The 21662-nt window shown below is 51.6% G+C and carries 21 protein-coding genes; 15 read left to right on the top strand and 6 right to left on the bottom strand.

Annotation, left to right across the window (positions count from 1 at the left end; genetic code table 11):
* Positions 1-139 precede the first annotated feature (139 nt).
* From METTU_RS10625 to METTU_RS10655, 8 genes are all read left to right on the top strand, one after another.
* Entirely contained in the window at positions 140-1168 is a 1029-nt protein-coding gene (locus tag METTU_RS10625; protein WP_006891535.1) for a sulfate ABC transporter substrate-binding protein, read from the top strand.
* A 29-nt stretch (positions 1169-1197) separates the two neighbouring features.
* On the top strand, positions 1198-1386 hold the full coding sequence (locus METTU_RS24030; RefSeq protein WP_150107776.1) for a hypothetical protein: 189 nt from the start codon (positions 1198-1200) through the stop codon (positions 1384-1386).
* On the top strand, positions 1373-2200 hold the full coding sequence (cysT, locus tag METTU_RS10630) for a sulfate ABC transporter permease subunit CysT (RefSeq protein ID WP_006891536.1): 828 nt from the start codon (positions 1373-1375) through the stop codon (positions 2198-2200). Before METTU_RS24030 ends, cysT begins: the two co-directional genes overlap by 14 nt.
* Positions 2201-2213: 13 nt before the next feature.
* Entirely contained in the window at positions 2214-3080 is an 867-nt protein-coding gene (cysW, locus tag METTU_RS10635; protein WP_006891538.1) for a sulfate ABC transporter permease subunit CysW, read from the top strand.
* A gap of 31 nt (positions 3081-3111) precedes the next feature.
* Positions 3112-4155 (top strand): sulfate/molybdate ABC transporter ATP-binding protein, encoded by a 1044-nt coding sequence (locus tag METTU_RS10640; RefSeq protein WP_006891539.1) that lies wholly within the window; start codon positions 3112-3114, stop codon positions 4153-4155.
* Positions 4156-4892: 737 nt separating this feature from the next.
* Complete coding sequence (locus METTU_RS10645; protein ID WP_006891540.1) at positions 4893-5795, top strand: LysR substrate-binding domain-containing protein; 903 nt, start codon at positions 4893-4895, stop codon at positions 5793-5795.
* Between the two features lie 288 nt (positions 5796-6083).
* Positions 6084-7481 (top strand): chromate efflux transporter, encoded by a 1398-nt coding sequence (chrA, locus tag METTU_RS10650; protein WP_006891541.1) that lies wholly within the window; start codon positions 6084-6086, stop codon positions 7479-7481.
* Complete coding sequence (locus METTU_RS10655; protein WP_006891542.1) at positions 7478-8401, top strand: DUF1259 domain-containing protein; 924 nt, start codon at positions 7478-7480, stop codon at positions 8399-8401. Before chrA ends, METTU_RS10655 begins: the two co-directional genes overlap by 4 nt.
* 271 nt (positions 8402-8672) lie before the next feature.
* Here METTU_RS10655 and METTU_RS10660 read toward each other — a convergent pair whose 3' ends face one another.
* Together METTU_RS10660 and METTU_RS23645 are read right to left on the bottom strand one after the other, a co-directional pair.
* A complete protein-coding gene (locus tag METTU_RS10660; protein WP_006891543.1) occupies positions 8673-9383 on the bottom strand; it encodes a metal-dependent hydrolase in 711 nt (236 codons plus the stop codon).
* Positions 9384-9481: 98 nt separating this feature from the next.
* Positions 9482-9616, bottom strand: a complete 135-nt coding sequence (locus METTU_RS23645; protein ID WP_169624889.1) for a DUF2934 domain-containing protein — start codon at positions 9614-9616, stop codon at positions 9482-9484.
* A gap of 244 nt (positions 9617-9860) precedes the next feature.
* On the opposite strand from METTU_RS23645, the gene METTU_RS10670 reads away from it, so the two are divergent.
* The 7 genes from METTU_RS10670 to METTU_RS10700 all read left to right on the top strand — a co-directional run bounded on the left by METTU_RS10670 (position 9861) and on the right by METTU_RS10700 (position 17825).
* On the top strand, positions 9861-11354 hold the full coding sequence (locus METTU_RS10670) for a SulP family inorganic anion transporter (RefSeq protein ID WP_006891544.1): 1494 nt from the start codon (positions 9861-9863) through the stop codon (positions 11352-11354).
* Entirely contained in the window at positions 11354-12220 is an 867-nt protein-coding gene (locus METTU_RS10675) for a universal stress protein (RefSeq protein ID WP_006891545.1), read from the top strand. Before METTU_RS10670 ends, METTU_RS10675 begins: the two co-directional genes overlap by 1 nt.
* Positions 12221-12318: 98 nt before the next feature.
* Complete coding sequence (locus tag METTU_RS10680) at positions 12319-15045, top strand: cation-transporting P-type ATPase (RefSeq protein ID WP_006891546.1); 2727 nt, start codon at positions 12319-12321, stop codon at positions 15043-15045.
* A 49-nt stretch (positions 15046-15094) separates the two neighbouring features.
* Positions 15095-15487 carry a hypothetical protein gene (locus METTU_RS10685; RefSeq protein ID WP_254257887.1) on the top strand — a complete coding sequence of 131 codons (393 nt, stop codon included), beginning with the start codon at positions 15095-15097 and terminating at the stop codon, positions 15485-15487.
* A gap of 210 nt (positions 15488-15697) precedes the next feature.
* Positions 15698-16174 carry a DUF502 domain-containing protein gene (locus tag METTU_RS10690; protein ID WP_254257889.1) on the top strand — a complete coding sequence of 159 codons (477 nt, stop codon included), beginning with the start codon at positions 15698-15700 and terminating at the stop codon, positions 16172-16174.
* Positions 16175-16504: 330 nt separating this feature from the next.
* Complete coding sequence (rtcA, locus tag METTU_RS10695) at positions 16505-17566, top strand: RNA 3'-terminal phosphate cyclase (protein ID WP_006891549.1); 1062 nt, start codon at positions 16505-16507, stop codon at positions 17564-17566.
* Between the two features lie 7 nt (positions 17567-17573).
* A complete protein-coding gene (locus METTU_RS10700) occupies positions 17574-17825 on the top strand; it encodes a DUF504 domain-containing protein (protein ID WP_006891550.1) in 252 nt (83 codons plus the stop codon).
* Positions 17826-17869: 44 nt separating this feature from the next.
* Here METTU_RS10700 and METTU_RS10705 read toward each other — a convergent pair whose 3' ends face one another.
* The 4 genes from METTU_RS10705 to METTU_RS10720 all read right to left on the bottom strand — a co-directional run bounded on the left by METTU_RS10705 (position 17870) and on the right by METTU_RS10720 (position 21327).
* The gene (locus tag METTU_RS10705; protein ID WP_006891551.1) at positions 17870-18901 is read right to left on the bottom strand and encodes a sterol desaturase family protein; all 1032 of its coding nucleotides are present in this window, start codon (positions 18899-18901) and stop codon (positions 17870-17872) included.
* Positions 18902-19410: 509 nt separating this feature from the next.
* Positions 19411-19839 (bottom strand): desulfoferrodoxin family protein, encoded by a 429-nt coding sequence (locus METTU_RS10710; protein WP_006891552.1) that lies wholly within the window; start codon positions 19837-19839, stop codon positions 19411-19413.
* Between the two features lie 117 nt (positions 19840-19956).
* Positions 19957-20505 carry a cytochrome c gene (locus tag METTU_RS10715; RefSeq protein WP_006891554.1) on the bottom strand — a complete coding sequence of 183 codons (549 nt, stop codon included), beginning with the start codon at positions 20503-20505 and terminating at the stop codon, positions 19957-19959.
* An 81-nt stretch (positions 20506-20586) separates the two neighbouring features.
* A complete protein-coding gene (locus METTU_RS10720) occupies positions 20587-21327 on the bottom strand; it encodes a hypothetical protein (protein WP_006891555.1) in 741 nt (246 codons plus the stop codon).
* Positions 21328-21662: the final 335 nt, after the last annotated feature.

Below are 21662 nucleotides of genomic sequence, written 5' to 3' on the forward strand. Positions count from 1 at the left end.
GTCGCTGATTGTTTATAGCGTGTAGAAAGGCAGGGTGGGCAGGTTTTTTGTCCGCCCTGCACTGTTTTTGCAAAACTCCCTATCAGTATAGAGAGTGAGGCACAGCACAACATCGGGGTTTTTTCAAATGAGAGAAATTATGCTTACTCATATTTTTAATGCGCGATTTATTCGCCATGCTCTTTATCCGCTGGGTTTACTTGCGCTACTTTTGGCTTTCAATGTGAGTGCTAAAGAATATACGCTACTGAATGTTTCTTATGATGTTTCTCGTGAGTTATATCGAGACGTTAACGCCGCATTTGCCGATTACTGGCTAAAGGAAACCGGCGATAAAGTGACGATTCAGCAATCGCACGACGGTTCCACCAAGCAGGCCGCCGCTGTAATAGCCGGGCTGGAAGCGGATGTGGTGACGATGAATCAACAAACGGATGTCGACAAGCTGGCGTCCAAGGGCTTGGTTAGCAAGGACTGGCGTACCCGTTTCCCTGATAACAGCGCGCCTTACACGTCGACCACGGTATTTTTGGTACGCAAAGGCAACCCTAAAAATATCAAGGACTGGGACGATCTGGTTAAATCCGATAACGTCGTTATCCTGTCCAATCCTAAAACATCGGGCAATGCCCGTTACAGCTATTTGGCGGCATGGGGTTATGCCTTACGCAAATTGGGCAGTGAAGAAAAAGCGCAGGAATTTGTTACTCAACTGTTCAAGCATGTCCCGGTTTTGAGTACCGGAGGACGCGCAGCAACCAATGCCTTTATTCAGAACAATACCGGCGATGTGTTGCTAACGTTCGAAAACGAAGCCTTCTTGATTGCAAACGATCTGGGTGCGGACAAGTTTGATGTGGTTATACCTTCAACCAGTATAGAAGCCGATCATCCGGTCGCGATTATAGACCCGATCGTCAGTAAAAAAGGTAACGAAAAGGTTGCCGAAGCTTATCTTAACTTTCTCTGGACGGATGCCGGCCAGGAAATAATCGCCAAACATCATTATCGTCCGCGCAATCCTGAAATTCTTGCCCGTCACGCCGATGAATTCGCCAAGCTGGAGCTGTTTTCAATTAATGACATCATCCCGGAGGGTTGGGCGGCCGCACAACGCATCCACTTTGCCGATGGAGGATTATTCGATCAAATTTATAAAAAGGAATAAGTTGAGCAAGTTATCCAATCAACAAAAAGGTGGTTAAAGATAAAAAACCATTGATTGGATGGAATTACGATGACCTGTTGGGGGATGGCACCCGACCAACAGGAATTAATTTTTTGAGGGCAACAATGAAATCAACGTTATCTATTGTCGGTTTAGCGACACCGCCGCTTTCACAAAGCAATCAATCACCCGTGGAGAGCGGCAATGTCACGAAGTAGTATTATGCCGGGTTTTCGTCCGACGATCGGTTTCACCCTGATCTATTTGAGCCTGATCGTTTTAATTCCGCTAAGCACCCTGGTGTTTCAAAGTTTTCAGCTGAATTGGGACGATTACGTCCATATCATAACCAACAAGCGCGTGCTGTCGTCGTTTCGGGTCAGTTTTTCCACCGCGCTGGTGGCCGCTTTGATTGCCGGATTCTTCGGCTTTATTGTCGCTTGGGTGCTGGTGCGCTATTCATTTTTCGGCAAACAATTTTTTCATGCCTTGATCGATTTTCCTTTTGCCCTGCCGACAGCCGTTGCCGGTATCGTCTTGGCAACTATTTTCCAGCCGAGCGGATTTCTGGGTAAATTACTGATTGATACCTTTGGCGTACAGGTGGCGTTTAAACCGCTGGGTATCGTGATGGCGCTGATTTTTATCAGCATCCCGTTCGTCGTGCGTACCGTCGAACCGGTACTGCTGGAATTCGAAACTTCGATGGAAGAAGCCGCATCAAGTCTGGGCGCTACGCGCTGGCAAGTGTTCAGCAAAGTCATTTTCCCGAACGTCCTCCCCGCTTTGCTGACCGGTTTCGCGCTGGCTTTTGCCAGAGGCGTGGGCGAATACGGCTCAGTCATCTTTATTGCCGGCAATATTCCTTATGTATCGGAAATTGTGCCGCTGTTGATTGTGACCAAGCTGGAACAGTTCGACATAGAAGGCGCCACGGCTATCGCCCTGACCATGCTGGTGATCTCTTTCGTGCTGCTGCTGTTGATTAATTTGCTGCAATTTTGGGTGCGTAAGCGCTCCGGACAATTATGAGGAAGATTCGACTATGAGCGCTGTTACCCAACCCATGAACCCGGCCAAATTGGTCGCGCGTCAACAACTGGCCTTGCAAGATGCGGATTGGGTCAGATGGAGCTTGATTGCAATTGCGGTAAGCTTTATCGGCCTGTTTATCTGCCTGCCTCTGGGCCTGGTGATTGTTAAAGCCTTATCCAAAGGCGTCGAGGCCTATTGGGCGGCATTATCTGAGCCCGACACGCTGGCCGCTATCAGGTTGACCTTATTGACCGCATTGATCACCGTGCCGTTGAACACGGTATTCGGCGTTGCCGCCGCCTGGGCAATTACCCGTTTTGAATTTAAAGGCAAAAGTCTGTTGACCACCTTGATCGACCTGCCGTTTTCAGTGTCGCCGGTTATTTCGGGATTGATTTTCGTGCTGTTGTTCGGCGCGGAGGGCTGGTTTGGCGACTGGCTGATAGCGCATGATGTAAAAATCATCTTTGCCGCCTCCGGCATTATTCTGGCTACCGTATTTATTACCTTTCCTTTCGTGGCGCGGCAGTTGATTCCGTTGATGCAGGAAATGGGCAGTCAGGAAGAAGAAGCGGCGCTGTCATTAGGCGCAAGCGGCTGGAAGACTTTTTGCGCGGTGACCCTGCCCAACATTAAATGGGCATTGCTGTACGGCGTGTTGCTGTGTAACGCCAGAGCGATGGGGGAATTCGGCGCGGTTTCCGTGGTTTCCGGTCATATCCGGGGCTTGACCAATACCCTGCCGCTGCATGTCGAAGTCAATTATAACGAATACAACATAGTCGGCGCCTTTGCCGGTGCTTCAATTCTGGCCGGATTGGCGGTTGTGACGTTGGTTTTAAAAACGGTTTTGGAATGGCAGCAAGCCAAACGATGACCACAATGATTTTATTTTTGAGATTCCCACTATGAGCATTTTACTTTCCAATATCAGTAAAAATTTTGGTACGTTTGCCGCACTGGATCATATTAATCTGGAAATCCCGGAAGGCGAGCTGGTGGCCTTATTAGGGCCTTCCGGTTGCGGAAAAACCACGCTGTTACGCATCATTGCCGGTCTTGAAAGCGCCGATCAGGGGCGGGTATTAATCAGCGGCCAGGACCGGACCGATCATGATGTCAGCCAGCGCGGCATCGGTTTTGTGTTCCAGCATTACGCATTGTTCCGGCACATGACGGTGTTCGAGAACGTGGCGTTCGGCTTAAGAGTCAAGCCCCGCCGCGACCGGCCCAGCAACGATGTCATCACTAAAAAAGTCCATGCGTTGCTGGAGTTGGTGCAACTCGACTGGCTGCATGACCGTTACCCCGATCAACTGTCCGGCGGCCAGCGGCAGCGTATCGCCTTGGCTCGCGCCCTGGCCGTGGAGCCGGCGGTGTTATTGCTGGATGAGCCGTTCGGTGCGCTGGACGCCAGTGTGCGCAAGGATTTGCGGCAATGGCTGCGCAACTTGCATCACGACCTGAACGTCACCAGCATTTTTGTCACCCATGATCAGGAAGAAGCCATGGAAGTCGCCAGCCAGGTTGTGGTGCTTAATCACGGGCGCATCGAACAACAAGGCTCGCCCAGCGATATTTATGATCATCCTGCCAACGCTTTCGTGTCCCGCTTTATCGGGCAGACCAATATTTTTGACATGGAAGATCAAGATACCGATTGGCTGCAAACGGCTGGATTGTCCACTGCGCACCAGAAAGGCAAGATTGTGCATGTACGCCCTCATGATATTGTTATTGAAAAATCGTCAGCCAATAGCGATGCCTTTGTAACCTTGAAAGACTGGCAGCATTTGGGCGCGCTGATCCGTATTGAACTGGTCAAGACCGGCGCCAACGGTCCGGCTGCAAGTGTTTATGCAGAAATGCCTAATGACCAGTTCAAGCGCTTGCACCTGAATAAAGGCGACAAAGTTGATTTGCGGATACGCCATGCGCATTGGTTTCATTGATTGTTAGATCAAAAAACAAAAGCCGGAGCACGGCACGCCCTACGCTAAGTAATGTGCGCGCACCACAGACAATTAATGTTGCTTTATGTCAAAGCAAATAACACTATTTGTGCTGGTTCCCAAGCTGGAGCTGTCGTCGTTAACATAAGTATTGAAAAGCACGTCATCCCGGCAGGGATTCATGTCAGGCTATCCTGCCTGACACCCTTTGGGTTAATGCAAATCCGTTCCAGACGGATTTGTGCCGGGATCCAGGCTACATGGACGTACACAGCTCGCCATCCATGGCACTGGATACCCGCTTCCCGGCGGGTATGACGCGTTACTTAGATACTTGTGTATAACGACGAGAGCTGGAGCTCGGAAACCAGTGTAAGGAAGTTGCTGATAGCTGGAGTGCGGGCTTCGCCTGCAAGCGCAAGCAAAGCTTGCACTCCCGTTGCAATAAGTCGCGTAACGATGGATAGAGGTTTGCGCAGGAGCGAAGACGACTCCGTCATTCTTACCGAATAACGGAGTTCCGCAGGCACGTGTGTACAAAGATGAGCGCGCTACGCCACGAATCGGTGTCAGGCGAATAACACAGTTACACGACGTAGCGTGAACTACGGGCTTTTTACACCCCTAAAAATTTCGTACCCTTCGTGTCTTCGTGGTTTTATGCTTTAATTTAAAGCCTATGGGGAGTCGTGCCGCCCCACACTACTTGATATTTTAGACAAGGAACATCCCCAAAAATGAATTTAAGCCAAATTGAACTGCTCCGCGTTCTCCAGGAAAATGATTTCAGCCTTTCCAAAGCGGCGGAAAAAATGCACATCGTGCAATCGGCGGTCAGTCGGCAATTGCAGCTTTTTGAAGCCGAGCTGGGTTCGCCTATCTACGAACGGCAGGGCAAAAAACTGATAGGCTTGACCTCCTTGGGGCTGCGCATCATGGAGGAAGTCGCAACCATTAACCTGGCCAAAAACAATATCCAAACCATAGCCGCCGACTATATCGACAGCAACCAAGGCGTTCTGCATATTGCCACCACGCATACCCAGGCCAAGTATTTTTTGCCGAAACCTATCCTGCGTTTCAGGGAAAAATATCCGGGCGTCAGGATTTATATGATTGAAGCATCGCCCGAGCAGCTGATTAATAAACTGCACACCCGGAAAGCCGATATTGCCATCTGCACCGAGAAAGTCGGTGAAGATACCGACTTGATCGTCAAGCCCTGCTATGAATGGCATCATGCGGTGGTGGTGCCAAAAAGTCATCCGCTGAGCGAGGGTGAAATTTCTCTTAAGCGACTCGCTTCTTATCCGATACTCACCTACAGCTTCGGTTTTACCGGGCGCTCAAATATCGAGACCGCATTTAAAAACACCGACATGGAACTGGATATTATCCTGGCCGCCGCCGATACCGACGTGATCAAGACTTATGTCCGTCTGGGGATGGGAGTCGGCATTATTGCTGGTATGGCGTATGACCCGGCAATGGATCAAGATCTGGTTGCACGGGATTTATCGCATCTTATTCCCAGTTCAAAAACCAAGATCGCCTATTTAAAGAACAACTACCTCCCTTTATACACGCAGCACTTTATCGACGAGTTGCTGGTTGCGGCTAAAGAGCTTGATCTCCACTAAGTAGCGAAGTACGCTTCAGCTTGGGGTCCCAGATTGCCGCATTCCCACGCGTTGCGTGGGAATGCGGTTAGTGCGCTAGTTCCCAAGCTCCAGCTTGGGAATTCGGTGTGGGAAGCTCCAGCTTCCCGTCTCGCGAAGCTGGAGCTTCGTCATCTGGGTTCCCCAGCTGGAGCTTGGGAACCAGCGTAAAGCTTAACTTAATGGCAGTGACGCAGCGCGTGGGAACGAGATAAATACCTCGCATAACTTGCAGGCAAAAGCCTGCACTCCAGCCTTAAGTTGATGCGTATGACCAGAAAATCCAACCCGCCATCCGATCAAGGAAACTCCATGGAACGTCCGCAACCCGTAAGCTTCGGTGAAGCTTTCCGCTTCTGGCTCAAACTCGGCTTCATCAGCTTCGGCGGCCCAGCCGGGCAAATCGCCATCATGCACCAGGAATTGGTCGAGCGGCGGCGCTGGATTTCGGAAAGGCGTTTTCTGCATGCGCTGAATTACTGCATGCTATTGCCGGGGCCTGAAGCGCAGCAACTCGCGGTATATCTCGGTTGGCTGATGCACCGCACCTGGGGCGGGGTGGTCGCAGGACTGTTGTTTATCCTGCCGTCGCTATTCCTGTTGATGCTGCTAAGCTGGATTTACCTGAGCTTTGGCCAGGTTCCGGCGGTGGCCGGTGTGCTTTACGGCATCAAACCCGCCGTCACCGCCATCGTGCTGTTCGCGGCGTACCGCATCGGCTCGCGGGCTTTAAAAAATGGCGTATTGTGGATTTTGGCGGCGCTGGCCTTTGTCGCCATCTTCGCATTGCATGCGCCGTTCCCGTTGATCGTACTGATCGCGGCCTGCCTCGGAGCCATTGGCGGACGCATCGCTCCTGACAAATTCGCCGTGGGCGGCGGGCATGGTGCGGTCAAACAAAGCTACGGCCCGGCGTTGATCGATGACGACACGCCGACGCCGGATCATGCCCGGTTCCGTTGGACGCACCTGCTTAAAATCGTAGCGGCAGGATTGGTTTTGTGGGGTGGCGTGATCGGGTTCTTGTACGGACAATACGGCTGGAACGGTGCGCTGACGCAAATGGGCTGGTTTTTCACCAAGGCGGCCCTGCTGACTTTCGGCGGCGCTTATGCGGTCTTGCCTTATGTGTATCAGGGTGCAGTGGAGCATTATCATTGGCTGAGCGCCACGCAAATGATCGACGGCTTGGCGCTGGGCGAAACCACGCCCGGCCCGCTGATCATGATCGTCACCTTCGTCGGCTTTCTGGGCGGCTGGAGCCAGTTGCCGCTCGGCCCGGATGCGTTATTGATGGCCGGTGTGGTCGCGGCGGTCGTAGTCACTTATTTCACTTTTCTGCCCAGTTTTTTATTTATCCTGGCTGGCGGCCCGTTGGTGGAATCGACGCACGGCAATTTAAAATTCACCGCGCCGCTGTCGGCAATTACCGCCGCCGTGGTGGGCGTGATTCTCAATCTTGCGGTATTTTTTGCATGGCATGTGTTCTGGCCGCAAGGCTTCGAAGGTCGTTTCGACGGCATTGCCGTGCTGATCGGGGCGGGGGCTTTGCTGTCGCTGTTCCGTTACAAGGTTGGGGTTATTCCGGTCATCGCCGCTTGCGGCGTAGCCGGGCTTTTATTTACTTTCATCAAAGGCTGGCTAGCCCAGCAGGGATTTATTGTATGAACAAAGTTCGTCAATCTCAGGTTTTAGCGCTGTTGCTGGCATCCCTGCTGGGTGGTGTGGCCGTCGCTCAGGAGCAAAGTGAGCATACAGCGACTCTGGATAATACGGCCAGGATAGAGCAGTTGACAGGCGCCAAAGGCAAGCTCGATAGCGCCGAGAATGTCTTCAAAGTCACCGTTCCGCGCGGCGATCTCAGTGTCACTGTGGCCGGGGTCAAAATGACCCCGGCTATGGGGCTCACATCCTGGGCTGCATTTACCCCGGCCGGCGATAAGACCATGGTCATGGGCGACATGGTATTGCAGGAAGACCAGGTCAATCCTGTGATGAGCACGGCGCTGGAAAACGGCATCGAGGTCACCGCGCTGCACAACCATTTCCTGTGGGATACGCCGAAAGTCATGTTCATGCACATCGGCGGCTCGGGCGATGCGGAAAGTCTGGCAACGGGCATTGGCAAGGTCTTTGCCAAAATCAAGGAAACCAGCGGCGGCAAGGCCCAAAAACGCACAACGTTCGACGCAGGTAAGACCTCGCTTGATCCCAAGCCCATCGAAGCTATCATTGGCGCGTCCGTGGAAAAGACCGGCGAAGTGTATAAGGTGACCCTCGGTCGAACCACGCAGATGGACGGCCATGAGGTGGGCAAGACCATGGGCGTGAATACCTGGGCGGTATTTGCAGGCAGCAATGACAAGGCGATTGTCGAAGGCGACTTTGCGATGCTGGAATCCGAATTGCAGGGCGTGCTGAAAGCCTTACGCGGAGCGGGTATCGCCATCACTTCGATCCATAACCACATGGTCGGCGAGTCGCCGAGAATCGTTTTCCTGCACTACTGGGGCGCAGGCACCGTAAGCGATCTGGCCAAAGCTATCAAAGCCGCGTTGGATACACAATCCGAAAATCTAAAAGGATAGATCGACAGTATTAGTACTGTAGTTGGGCGCGCTTTTTATGCCCAACATTGCGATATTTCGATATGGCGGCGGATTTCCCCATCACCGTATGCCGAAATGTTGGGTAACGAAAAGATGTTGCCCAACCCGACTTATTGTGAATGTGCTGTGTTGCCTTAAGCGGTAGCGCACCCAATATTCAAAACGCATTAAGCCAATGTCACATCAATATGTTTCCCCAGCGCCTTGACCGCTGCCTACAATTGATCCGGCCATGGCGTCATGTCCAAAATCAACACGCTATAGTGTTAGGATGACGGCCATTGTTATGAAATAGCGATTCAATTTGAAACCCTTTAAATACCGCAGCCAACGGCTGGTGTGACGGGGTCATCCAGTAAAGCGCGAGTGTGCAGATCGCCATCAAAACGGAAGAGGCTATGCTGTTACCGCTAAATAACTTCAGAGCGGTGCCAAAAGATTTCTTCATTTTCGTGTTCGACAAATCAACGCTATATACCTCATCCAGCAGCAAATGAACAATGAAACCCACGGCGATAAAAATACCGTTCGCCCACGCATGCAAAACATCCTGATGCATAAAGCGATAACTAATGCAGGTCGCCAGTAAGGCAAAAAATAGGGCGGCCAGTATCGAATGAAATACGCCGCGATGGACGGTAAGTCCATTAAACAATGCAAGCATTACGTAGCGAATAAACAGGTAAGTGCCCGCTATAATCAACAATAGAGGGTAGGGCGGATAGCTGTTTTTAAAGGTGTCTATTGCCGTCGCCGTGCCCATTAACGCCAATATGAAAAACAACATTTTTGCCGGTCTTGAGTTGGTTGAATCAATATCCGGCAACAGTCCGCCCAATGTGCCCAAGAATATAAGCCGCGCCATATCGGTAGTGGTAATCAGATTGACATTAACGGCCGCTATAGCGGCTCCGGTACTGACCACCAAGGCTATGGATAGGTGGGTGTTAAAGTTAGCCATAGGGGGTGATAATTCGTTAAATTATAATAGTGTAACCCATTACAATTAAGCGGGACTTACTAAAATAAGCCTTGTAGGGCACGCGTTGCAAGAACACCTCAAGCTGGCGTCACATCAATATGGCAGCGGATTTCTCCATCATCCTGCCAGTCACGAAGCCCATTCTCAGGCTTAAAAGCGCGCTTTTTCGCTTTGTAATAGGCCGCTTCGGCGATCGTCGGTTTAGAATTCAAACAAGTCACCTGAGTGAAGTGCCTGTTTAATCCAAAAGTATATGGCGTGAACCTCCCGGATTCCGTAAGTTCCATCCAGGCTATTTGCTAAGCCCCCCTCTAATACACTAATCTCCAATTAATTTGCAGATGCCAGGAAATCCAACTCAAGTAATGCCGACTTAGTATTCCTCCCATCTTTGTGTCATTTTTTATGCTCCCGGCTGTGTTCCTTGCATAGCCTTTTTTAACTTATAGGACTGACATGCTCTTTTTATCGAAAAAACAGGACTGGCTCGGCAACATCCGCGGCGATGTGTTGTCTGGACTGGTCGTTGCCTTGGCCCTGATTCCCGAAGCCATCGCTTTCTCCATCATTGCCGGGGTCGACCCCAAAGTCGGACTCTATGCTTCGTTCTGCATTGCCGTGGTGACCGCGATTGTCGGCGGCAGGCCGGGCATGATTTCGGCGGCGACCGGGGCGATGGCGTTGTTGATGGTCACGCTGGTCAAGGATCACGGCTTGCAGTATTTACTGGCGGCGACGCTGCTGACCGGGATGCTGCAAATCGTCGCCGGATACCTGAAACTCGGCAGCCTGATGAGTTTCGTGTCGCGCTCGGTGGTCACCGGTTTCGTCAATGCCCTGGCGATATTGATCTTCATGGCGCAGTTGCCGGAACTGATCCATGTGACCTGGCATGTTTACGCGATGACGGCGGGCGGGCTGGCGATTATTTACCTGTTTCCGTATATTCCGGCCATCGGCAAATCTTTGCCTTCGCCGCTGGTCTGCATTGTGGCCCTGACCGGTGTCGCCATTTATTGGCAGCTGGACATCCGCACGGTCGGCGACATGGGTGAGTTGCCCGACACGCTGCCTATTTTTCTCTGGCCCGAGGTGCCGCTGACGCTGGAAACCTTAAAAATCATTGCGCCTTACTCGGTTCCGCTGGCCGTCGTCGGTTTGCTGGAATCGTTGATGACCGCAACCATCATCGATGATTTGACGGATACCTCCAGCGACAAAAACCGCGAATGCAAAGGCCAAGGGCTTGCCAATGTCGGCGCCGGATTGCTTGGCGGCATGGCCGGTTGCGCGATGATCGGACAGTCCGTTATCAATATTAAGTCCGGCGGGCGCGGACGCTTGTCCACCTTAATCGCAGGGAGCTTTCTGTTGATCATGGTGGTGTTTCTGGATACCTGGATTTCCAGAATACCGATGGCCGCATTGGTCTCGGTGATGATCATGGTTTCGATCGGCACGTTCAGCTGGAGTTCCATCGTCAACCTGAAACAACACCCGCTGTCCACCAATGTGGTGATGCTGGCGACCGTGATTGTCGTGGTTTGGACGCATAATCTGGCGTTCGGCGTTTTTGTCGGCGTATTGCTGGCGTCCTTGTTCTTCGCCAATAAAATCAGCCATTTCATGTATGTCGAGTCGGAGCTGGATGACGCGAACAGCGCCCGGACTTATCGTGTGACCGGTCAAATCTTTTTTAATTCGACGGGCAAGTTCATTACGTCCTTCGATTTCAAAGAAGCCGTCGATAAAGTGGTGATCGATTTACACCGCGCCCACTTCTGGGATATAACCTCGGTGACCGCCTTGGATAAGGTCGTCATCAAGTTCCGCCGCGAAGGCGCAGACGTGGAGTTGATCGGCATGAACGAAGCTACCGCCACCATCGTCGACCGATTCGGCATCCACGATAAACCGGAAGAAATTGAAAAAGTCATGGGAGGTCATTAATGAACACGAATATCAATAGAGTGCTGGCGTGTATAGACGGTTCGTTATTGACCGAAGCCGTTTGCGATTACGCCGCCTGGATAGCGCAACGTGTCGATGCGCCGTTAAAGCTGCTGCATGTCATCGACCATCATCCTGAAACCGCCGCAACCTTGGATTTGTCCGGCAACATCGGCTTGGGCAGCCAGGAACATTTGCTCGAAGAATTGACCGCCGTCGAACAACAACACAGCAAGTTGCGGCTACAGCAAGGCAAATTGCTGGTACAGGCCGCCAAAGAACGGGTTATCCAGGCAGGCATCGCCAACCCCGACAGCAACCAGCGCCACGGCAGCCTGGTTGAATCGCTGATCGAGCTTGAAGAAAGCATCCGCGTGCTGGTCATCGGCATCCGTGGCAAAGTGCATGAAAACCAGCCGGACAAGATAGGCGCAAAGCTCGAATCCATCGTCCGCTCATTGCATAAGCCTATCCTGGTGGTCAATGGGGCGTTCAAAGCGCCGCAATGCATCATGATCGCCTATGACGGCAGCGAGGCAGCCGAAAAAGCGCTGGACATGGTCGCCAACAGCACGCTTTATAAAGGACTGACCTGCCACCTGGTTTACGTCGGCAAGGACGACGATAAGGGACGCACACTGGAGTCGGCTGCCGGTAAATTGATTAACGCCGGCGGCATCGACGTGGTTGCCAAAATACTACCGGGCAAACCTGAACAGGTTCTTTGCGAGTATCAAAAAGACCAGGCTATCGACATGATCGTGATGGGCGCATTCAGCCATACCCGCATTCACGATCTACTGTTGGGCAGTTTCACCGCAAAAATGCTGGCGCACACCCAAAAGCCGCTGCTTTTACTGAGATAAACGGCTGTAAGGGGGCGGGGCCGGTTCTGACGGAGTTCCAAAAAACAGAAGCTTTGGACAGCGCATAACATCAGATAGTCATCACAATGAGGTCAGTCATGATGAAAAAAAAGACTCCATCAGAGAACCATCTTTGGCATGCGCTGCCCCCCGATGTAATTTGTGAGGCTTTGGTCAGCACCGAACAGGGTTTAAGCCCGCAGGAGGCCAAGCGGCGACTGACGCGATACGGCTTAAACAAGTTGACACCGGCCGCCGGTCGCGGCCCTTGCAAACGCTTTCTCAGCCAGTTTCACAATGTACTCGTTTATGTATTGCTTGCCGCCGCCGGTGTAACGGCGGCCATTGGGCATTGGGTAGACAGCGGCGTCATCGTCGGCGTGGTGTTGATCAATGCGCTGATCGGATTCATTCAGGAAGGCAAGGCGGAAAAAGCCCTGGACGCGATACGCAATATGCTCACGCACCAGGCCATGGTGCGGCGCGAGGGCAAGAATGTGCTGATGCCTGCCGAGCAATTGGTTCCGGGCGATATTGTCATGCTGGAAAGCGGCGACAAGGTACCTGCGGATTTGCGCCTGTTGCAGGTCAAAAATTTGCGCGCCGATGAATCCATGCTCACCGGGGAATCTTTACCCGTCGAAAAAAACACGGCGGCTGTCGGCACCCATGCCGCATTGGGAGATCGGTTCTGCCTGGCTTACTCGGGTACCTTGATTACCTACGGCACAGCGCTTGGCATGGTGGTGTCCACCGGCGACCTTACCGAAATCGGCCGCATCAGCGCCATGCTGCGCACAGTGCCGTCGGTGGCCACGCCGCTGCTGCGGCAGATTGCACGCTTCAGCCAGTGGTTGAGCTTTGCCATTGTGATGCTGGCCTCGGCTACGTTCGCTTATGGCTGGGCTATTCAGCATTCTTCTTTGACCGAGTTGTTTATGTCTGCGGTAGGGCTTGCCGTGGCCGCGATTCCCGAAGGCTTGCCCGCCGTTATGACCATCACCCTGGCTATCGGCGTACAACGCATGGCCAAGCGCAATGCCATTATCCGGCGCTTGCCTGCCGTCGAAACTCTGGGTTCGGTTACCGTTATCTGTTCCGATAAAACCGGCACTCTGACCTGCAACGAAATGACAGCCAAATCGGTCTTCGTCAATAACAAACTGTTTACTGTGGAAGGTGTCGGTTATAACCCGCACGGCGGTTTTAAACTGGCGGACGAAACAGCGCTTGTAGAAGATCATCCGTATCTGCATGAATTGCTTCGCGCCGCCGCGCTGTGCAATAACGCAAGAGTGGAGCAAAAACACACGAACTGGATAGTGCACGGCGATCCTACCGAAGGCGCCTTGATCACCCTGGCGCACAAAGCGGGGATGGACCCCGATCTTCTCAATCAGGAAATGCCGCGTACCGATGTTATTCCGTTCGAATCGGAGCATCGCTATATGGCGACATTGCATCACGACCATAGCGGTCATGCCTTTATATTCATCAAAGGCGCGCCCGAACGGGTGCTGGGCATGTGCAATCTACAACGTATTGATGGCGAAGATGTGCCGATTCATGCTGTCCAGTGGCATCAAATGATGGATGAAATCGCGGGCGGCGGGCAGCGCCTGCTTGCGATTGCGTACAAGACCGTGCCTTCCACCCAGAAGCAAATTAACGTTGCCGATGTGGAAACCGGCCTGACCTTGCTGGGCATCGTCGGCATGATTGACCCGCCGCGCCCCGAAGCCGTCAAAGCCGTGCTCAAGTGCCGGAATGCCGGTATCAATGTCAAAATGATTACCGGCGACCATGCGGCGACGGCTGTAGCGATTGCCGCGCAGCTTAATATTGGTGACGGCTCGGTGTTGAGCGGAGAAGACCTGGATAGGATGACCGATAACGAACTGACGACGGCCATCCGCGATGTCGATGTTTTTGCCCGCACCAGCCCGGAAAACAAGCTGCGTTTGGTGACTGCGCTGCAAGCGGACGGGCATGTGGTGGCGATGACCGGTGACGGCGTTAATGATGCGCCGGCGCTAAAACGCGCCGATGTGGGCGTGGCGATGGGTCAAAAAGGCACCGAGGTCGCCAAGGAAACCAGCGAAATGGTGTTGGCAGATGATAATTTCGCTTCGATAGCCCATGCCGTTGAAGAAGGCCGCGGCATTTACGACAACCTGCTTAAGTCGATTATTTTTATCTTGCCTACCGGTGGCGGTGAAGCGTTAATGATCGTCGCGGCCATCGTCATGGGCGAAATATTGCCGATCACCCCGGTGCAAATATTGTGGGTGAACATGATTACTGCGGTGACCTTGTCGCTAACGCTGGCCTTTGAGCCGCCGGAACGCAACATTATGAATCGCATGCCCAGGAAGCCTGATAAGCCCTTGCTCTCGGCGTTTATGATTTGGCGCATTGTGTTCGTGTCGCTGATTATGGTAACCGGCACCTTTAGCCTGTTTCTGTGGGAACGCTCACTCGGCGCACCGATTGAACAGGCACGGACGGTTACGGTGAATACGCTGGTGATGTTTGAAATATTTTACGTCTTCAACAGCCGGTACCTGCACCATTCCGTGCTCAATCTGCATGGCCTGTTCGGTAACTGGTTGGTGTGGCTGGCTGTCCTGCTGCTGATTGCATTCCAAATGGCTTTCACCTATTGGCAGCCCATGCAAGTGTTATTCGGAACTGTCGACATAGACGCGCATACCTGGCAAATGATTGTCGCGGTCGCCTTAACGGTGTTTATACTGGTTGAAATAGAAAAGTTTTTTATTCGCTTGTTTCTGCCCAAAGCAGCGGCCGGGAATAGCAAGAGATGAATAAAGGGTATTTTTCGAGGCACCCTTAATTTTAAAACAAGTAGTTATAATGAATATACATGATTATATGTATAGAGGTGGCGCTATGAAAATGCTCGTTTTTTCTTTTATTGTAGGTATTGTTTTGCTCTATTTTTTGAATATAGCATTATTAAAAAACCCACTACTCGATCTTCATTGGTCGATCCATGCAGGCCTAAGGTTTTTGATAGGGTTTATTGTGTTAGGCGTTAGTTTTTTTTATGCGCATGCAGTGGAATTTAAAAAAGCTGTGTATATAACAGCTTGTATAGTAACAATAGATTATATCCATGATTACTATACACAAGCCTATAGGTTTAATTTGGAAATAATATTACACGGAATTTTTATGATGATATGGGGGGCGATTTTGGGTTATCTGACAGCAAAATATATAAAAGAGAAATTAATGCGTGATTAAGTTAGTGGCATTTTTATTTGCGGTGCAATCTTTGTTGAAACAGAATCAGGAGTCAAATATGCTTAATTTTATTAAATCGAGTCTGAAGTATTTTATAGTGGTATTTTAGCGGTCATTCCGGTTGTTATTGTCATTCAAGTCCTGGTGTTTTTGGAAACTATCCTAAGGGATTTTTTTATTTATATTTACGGGTACTCCAACAATGTCTTTATGACTGTTTTGGCATTCACGCTGTCTTTTGTTGCAATCGCTTATACCGGTTATCGGGTCACCGTATCCGAAAAAATGTGGGTGCTGCATCAAGTCGAATTATTGATTAACCGGATTCCAATGATCAGGACGATTTACAGAGTCAGCAAAAAACTGGTCAACCTGCTCGGTAGCCAGGAAAAGAGCGTAGCCAAAGAAATTGTTTTTATCGAATACCCCAAGGACGGCTTATGGGTGCCGGGCTATGTCACCAATAAGGTGGGCGAGATGCTGGTTGTCTATGTGCCGACTTCGCCAAATCCAACTTCCGGATTTACCATTATTGTGCATCAATCAAAGGTCGTGAAATCGAGCATGGATATTGAAGCGGTTACCAGTTTTATTGTCAGTGTCGGCGTTGATTTGCATCAAAAAGAGGAGCTTGAAAAGCTTGCCGACTTGGAGCGCGCCGGAATCAGTAACCAGACAAGCAAGTAGGCGAGCGGTTTAAAGCGGATGGCAATTATTATCGAGAAACATCTATTGCATGATTAACAAAGCATAAAAGGCTGCTCCAGTTATTGCAGCGCTCATTACGCTCCGTTGAATGGTGCGAGATAATGACCTGCCCAAAGCTTTTCTCACCGCAAAATGAATATAGGCTGGGTTACGACTTTATCGTTAACCCGGCAGATGCAAGCACAAAGAGTTGGGTTGCTAATAACATAACGAGCCGACTGCATTCCACGCTTTCGACGGGGCATTGACGATGGTTTTCACGATTCAACGGCTGTTTTTGGATCATCCTTTAATAGGGGGATTTAATAGATGACAGATAAGCTCATCATCGACGGTTCCCACGGCGAAGGCGGCGGGCAAATCCTGCGCAGCGCGTTGAGTCTGTCCGCCATTACCGGGCGTCCGGTGCGCATCGAGAAGCTCCGCGCGAACAGGAAAAAGCCGGGGCTGGCGGCGCAGCATCTGACTTCGGTGCGGGCGGCGGCGATGCTCTGCGACGCCGAAGTGAAGGGCGCGGAACTCGGCTCGCAAACGCTGCAATTCATCCCCCGCAAGCCGGTTCGGGCCGGCGATTACTTCCTGGACGTGGCCCATGCACGGGAAGGCGGCAGCGCCGGTGCGGTCATGCTGGTGCTGCAAACCCTGCTGCCGCCGTTGGCGTTGGCTACGGGGGTATCCAACGTTATGTTGCGCGGAGGCACGCATGTCGACATGAGTCCTTCCTACGATTACGTGCATGATGTCTGGCTGCCCACGCTCGCCCGCATGGGCGTGCGCGCCGAGCTTTCACTGATGCGATCCGGCTGGTACCCGGTGGGGCGGGGCGAAGTGAAGCTGCGGATCGAGGGGGCTGAAAAATTGCTGCCCCTGCGCCTGGAACATCGCGGCCCGCTGCGAGCGGTTACGGGACGCGCCCTGGTCGCCAACCTGCCCGCCCATATTTGCGAACGCATGGCTGCCCATGCGCGCTATCTTCTGGAGCAGGCCGGGATGGCGGCGAAAATCGAGACGGTCGTTATGAAGGCAGCCTGCCCCGGAGCAGGCTTGTATTTGACGGCGCATTACGAAAACAGCTTGGCCGGTTTCGGCGCCCAAGGGAAGCGCGGAAAGCCCGCCGAGCAAGTCGCCGAGGAAGCCTGTTTTGCGCTCTTGCAGCACTATCGATCAGGCGCGGCCCTGGAGCAGCATCTCGCCGATCAGTTGATCCTGCCGACCGCCTTGTGCCGGGGCGAATCCGTCTTCGGCGTCGAGCGCATCAGTCCGCACCTCGTCACCAACGCCTGGGTAGTCGAGCGTTTCGGACTGGCGCGGATAGACATCGTCCCGGCCGCCGATGGAACCGGTTTCGTCAAAATCCTTGCAAGCGGGTAACGCTCTCATGATCCCCATTCAAGACCTTCTCCATCGCATCCGCTGGGACCCGGAATTCGGCCGCGGCGAGTTCGTCATCGGCTATTACGACCGGGTTGAGCACAAAATCATCCGCGTGCAGTTTCGCGAAATCGCATTTCCAAAGGACGGCCCCGGCGTTTTCGAACTGATCGACCATGAGGGACAAGTGCATACCATTCCCTTGCATCGGGTCAGGTCGGTTTACAAGAACGGCGAGTTGATCTGGCATCGGGAGTGAGCGGGGATGCCGAGGCATCCCCGCAAATGCCCATGCAGTCATGGTTAACAAAGCGTATAAGGCCCCTGCATTGAGGGACGGTCAAATGGGTTTGATTGCTTTCTGACGGCCTTATCGCCATAAACCATCCTGATAATTTCCCTCTTGGCTTCCAGCCAGTCGCGCAGTTCATTCCCAGGCTTAAATTCACGTTTTTCCGCTTTGTAATAGGCCGCTTCGGCGATCATCGATTTAAGGTTCACATCCAGCTCGTAGACAGGGACGGGGTTCTCCGGGGTAAACCCAAACTTAACAAGGCCTAAAACGGTTTGCGGCGAGCTGTTTTTAATGCCGATTTCCGCCGGTTCCAATTCCGCCAACGTGCCGAAAAGACGATCCCATATCGAAAAGACAGCGCCGTAGTTGGTGTCGTGCTCGTTGCGTTCCGTTGAATGGTGCGCACGGTGCAAATAGGGCGCGATGATGACCTGCCCCAAGCGTTTCTCGCCGCGAAATGAAATATTGGTGTGATGAAACATGATGAATAAGGTCAATAGGGTTTCATTGGTCAGCACCATCGTTGCGTCTACGCCGAGCAAGATAATGTAAGCCGATTTCAGCGCGGTGATGATTAACAGCTCGACAATATGCAGCCGGAATGCGGTCGAGACATTCAAATAAGGATCGTTGTGATGCACTTTGTGGAACATCCACAGGCCGTCAAAGCGGTGACTGAGCCTGTGCCAGCAATAGAGCATCAAATCGAGCAATACAAACGACAGCAGGGCTTTCCATGCAGTATTGGCGATGTAACTCAGCAGTCCCTGCTCTGAATAGCGTTCGGCCACCATCAACAAGGGCGTTGCCGACAGTAACGAGATAACGATACTGTTAAAAACAAACAGGCCGACATTGGTTCGATAAGACTGACGCGACTGTTTAAGGGATAAGCCGCGCTTGGGATAGTTAAGCTCAAGAGCCGACAGGACGACAAATGCAATAAGCAGGATCAATGTCGCCAGTTCTCCCGACATGCTTGAGAGCCCTGTTAAATAGGACTCAACAAAGGTGATGAGTGACGTAATTTCGCTGGACATTGTCTTTACCTCGATACAAATTTACGTGAACTTAGTGCAACGGTATCTTAAGTAAAAGCGGTGACAATTTGATGAAAAGGCGGGGTGATAATTCCGATGTGCTCGGGTTCTTTACTTAAGAAAACGCTTTGATTAAATACCAGCAAAATCCACGCCACAAACTGCTTTTTAGCCGAGGAAGGCCGCAAGGTGCAGTCAATGCCTCCCTGCAAGCCATGATTGCCAAAGGTTTGAGGTTTATGAAGAAGAACGGGGATTGCAAATAGCGTTGGAAGAAGGTTTATGGGTTAGCCGCCGGATTGCATCAGTCCGGTGCAATTGTTCTTTTTTACGCACCTTCGCAACACCAAACCACCAAGCGTCGTTATCATGGCAATCGGGATGCCGCGGGTGGGCCGGATTTTTTGCCCACCCGCACAAATACGAAATCACCCAAAGTCAGGTAATGCCTTTTTCCAGGCACCCCAGGCTACTTGTCTAACCTACGTATTCTCTCGATTTAAGAGTCGTTACGCATCCGCGCTATTTAGCCAAAGATCGTGCTTATTGCATAGGCTTAGCGCGTACACCGCGCCGCTGTAGTTTTTAAGCGTAAATGTTGAAACAGCCGCATTGTCCTTGGTTGGGTCAAACAAATGTTCATCGATAAACTTATAGTTCTTATCTAACAGGACATGCTTAACAATGTAATGTTCGTAGCCTTTTATTTCGTGGGGAGTGACAATTTTTACGGTGGTAACGTCTTCGGCTTTGGTAATTTCAATAGTGGGCAAATGGGTGGCTACTTTTCCCGCCCAGCGCCCCGGTGCTTCTTTTGTATAATAAATATCCCTTGATGCCGTTGCCTGCTCATCACCGGCAGCCAGTGCCAGGGTGGGCGTGATTAGGCTAGCGCCTGCGCTTGCTACACTTAAGCGAATAAAATCGCGACGTTCCATAGTAATTCCTTGTTATTGGTTAGTGACTAATAGCGGGTTAAATTTGATGCGGTAAAACTTATGTTTCCTGGTTCTTATGGCTACCTCGCACATTAAATGCACCATTAAATTTCATCCTCATTGCTTGGATTCAAGCTGATTTGGATACCAAAAAGTTGTATGACACTGTTCGCAGGTTTCATCGACTCGGCCTCCGATTTCACGTAAAGCCGCTGGATTCTTTGCCTCTATCGCTGCCAGCGTTTCTTCGGCTGTCGCCTGAAGTTGCTGCGCATACCTGAAAAAAATCTCCGGCTTCGCATCAATTAATTGCTGAATTTCTTCAGGACTTTTTTTGACGCCGGGGATTTCAAATTTCGAGTCCTTTATCGCTACGAGACGGCCGCCTTCGCTCAACCGTACGGCCGCGTCAAGCAGCGTGGCGGCGTATTGCCTGGCTGCCGCCCATTCTTGGTCCGTATGCGGCTGTTTTTCTCCTATGCCGGACTTGCTGACTGAGTTCCAAACTCCGTCAGAGGCGGGGGCAATCAACGACAGCATCAGTTCTTGAATCGTGGCTGACGATTCAAGACTTTCCTTCTGGTCGCGGATGACCGATTTCTGCGAACACGCTGAAAATACCGATAGCGCTATCACGATGAGGGCGAACTTTAATGTTAAGAGCATCTGAATCTTGGGTTATTGATAAGAACGTCAGTTGTTTCCGGCGCATCGGTTAATTCCGGGCCGGTCGGCAAATGATGAACATTAATTGATCGCAAAGCAATAGAACAGACCCGCTCCGCCGGTTTTAACCAGGTTTTCCTGGCCGCAGCCTTTGCTGGCATGCGCTGAATTCCAGGACGTATTGCCCCCACCGGTACGATCGAAATGCCCCACTTGAGCCGAACCGTCTTCAGCGCTGCGGGTGTAATTTTTACAGGTATGGTCGGCTGCATCGGTAAAAGCGGTGCCGTCGGGTTGAGAACCGGTAAGAATATCGTGCTGGTTGGGCTTGTCCCCGGCACCGTTAACCGTTTCATTTTTCTCAGTGAGCACTGTTGTTCTGCTCAGGTTATTACCGAGTCTTGCGAGCTCCAGCGTGTTGCCATGTAAATGCGCGATGTTTTTAGCTACTTCGGCGCCTTTCGCGTTGTGCCAAGGGCCTGAACCAATACGGTCGCGAGCATTGATTACGGGCTGACCGTCAGCGGCTTGCGTACTCAAATAGGCGTGCCAGGTCTTATTGACGCTTCCTGCGGCTTCCGCCAACTTTTGACAATGTGCATCGGCTCCGGCCAAGCCGCCAAGCTCTGCACCTTTTCCTATCCCTACGCTGGTGACAAAAAAGCTCAGCGGTTCTTTGGGTTTCGCATCAGCGGCAGGAATAGGCATCGCTGCCGGAGCGGGTGCCGGTGCAGCGACAGGCGTCACAGATGCAGGCTGATCAGCGGCTATGACGAGTGAAGTGCTTAACAGCAGCGAACCCAACAGGATTGTATTTTTCATAGTATTTTTTCTTTTTAATTTTAAGTAATGGACTTGCGGGGTTGCGGTTTTGGCGCTTTAAGCGAATCCAGTCGTGTGCCCTGCAAGTCCGGCAACATGATTCTCAAACTGGCGATAGACGGCAGCATAGCGCTAGAAAGTAAGCAGATTCCGTGCCATGGATTTAATCGCCCCTTGCTGTCGCTGGTGAAGAACACAAAGAATGATTTAGATGATTGTTTCAAAACATCTATTATTTTCGATTGAACTTTAGCGGGATCGGGTGGGTTTGAGCGGCTCGATGCAGTCCACGGGTAATGTGTTGATTTAAAGGCAGCTATCCAGCAGATGATATT

Origin of the sequence: Methylobacter tundripaludum SV96 (assembly GCF_000190755.2) — a bacterium.
GTDB lineage: Bacteria > Pseudomonadota > Gammaproteobacteria > Methylococcales > Methylomonadaceae > Methylobacter_A > Methylobacter_A tundripaludum.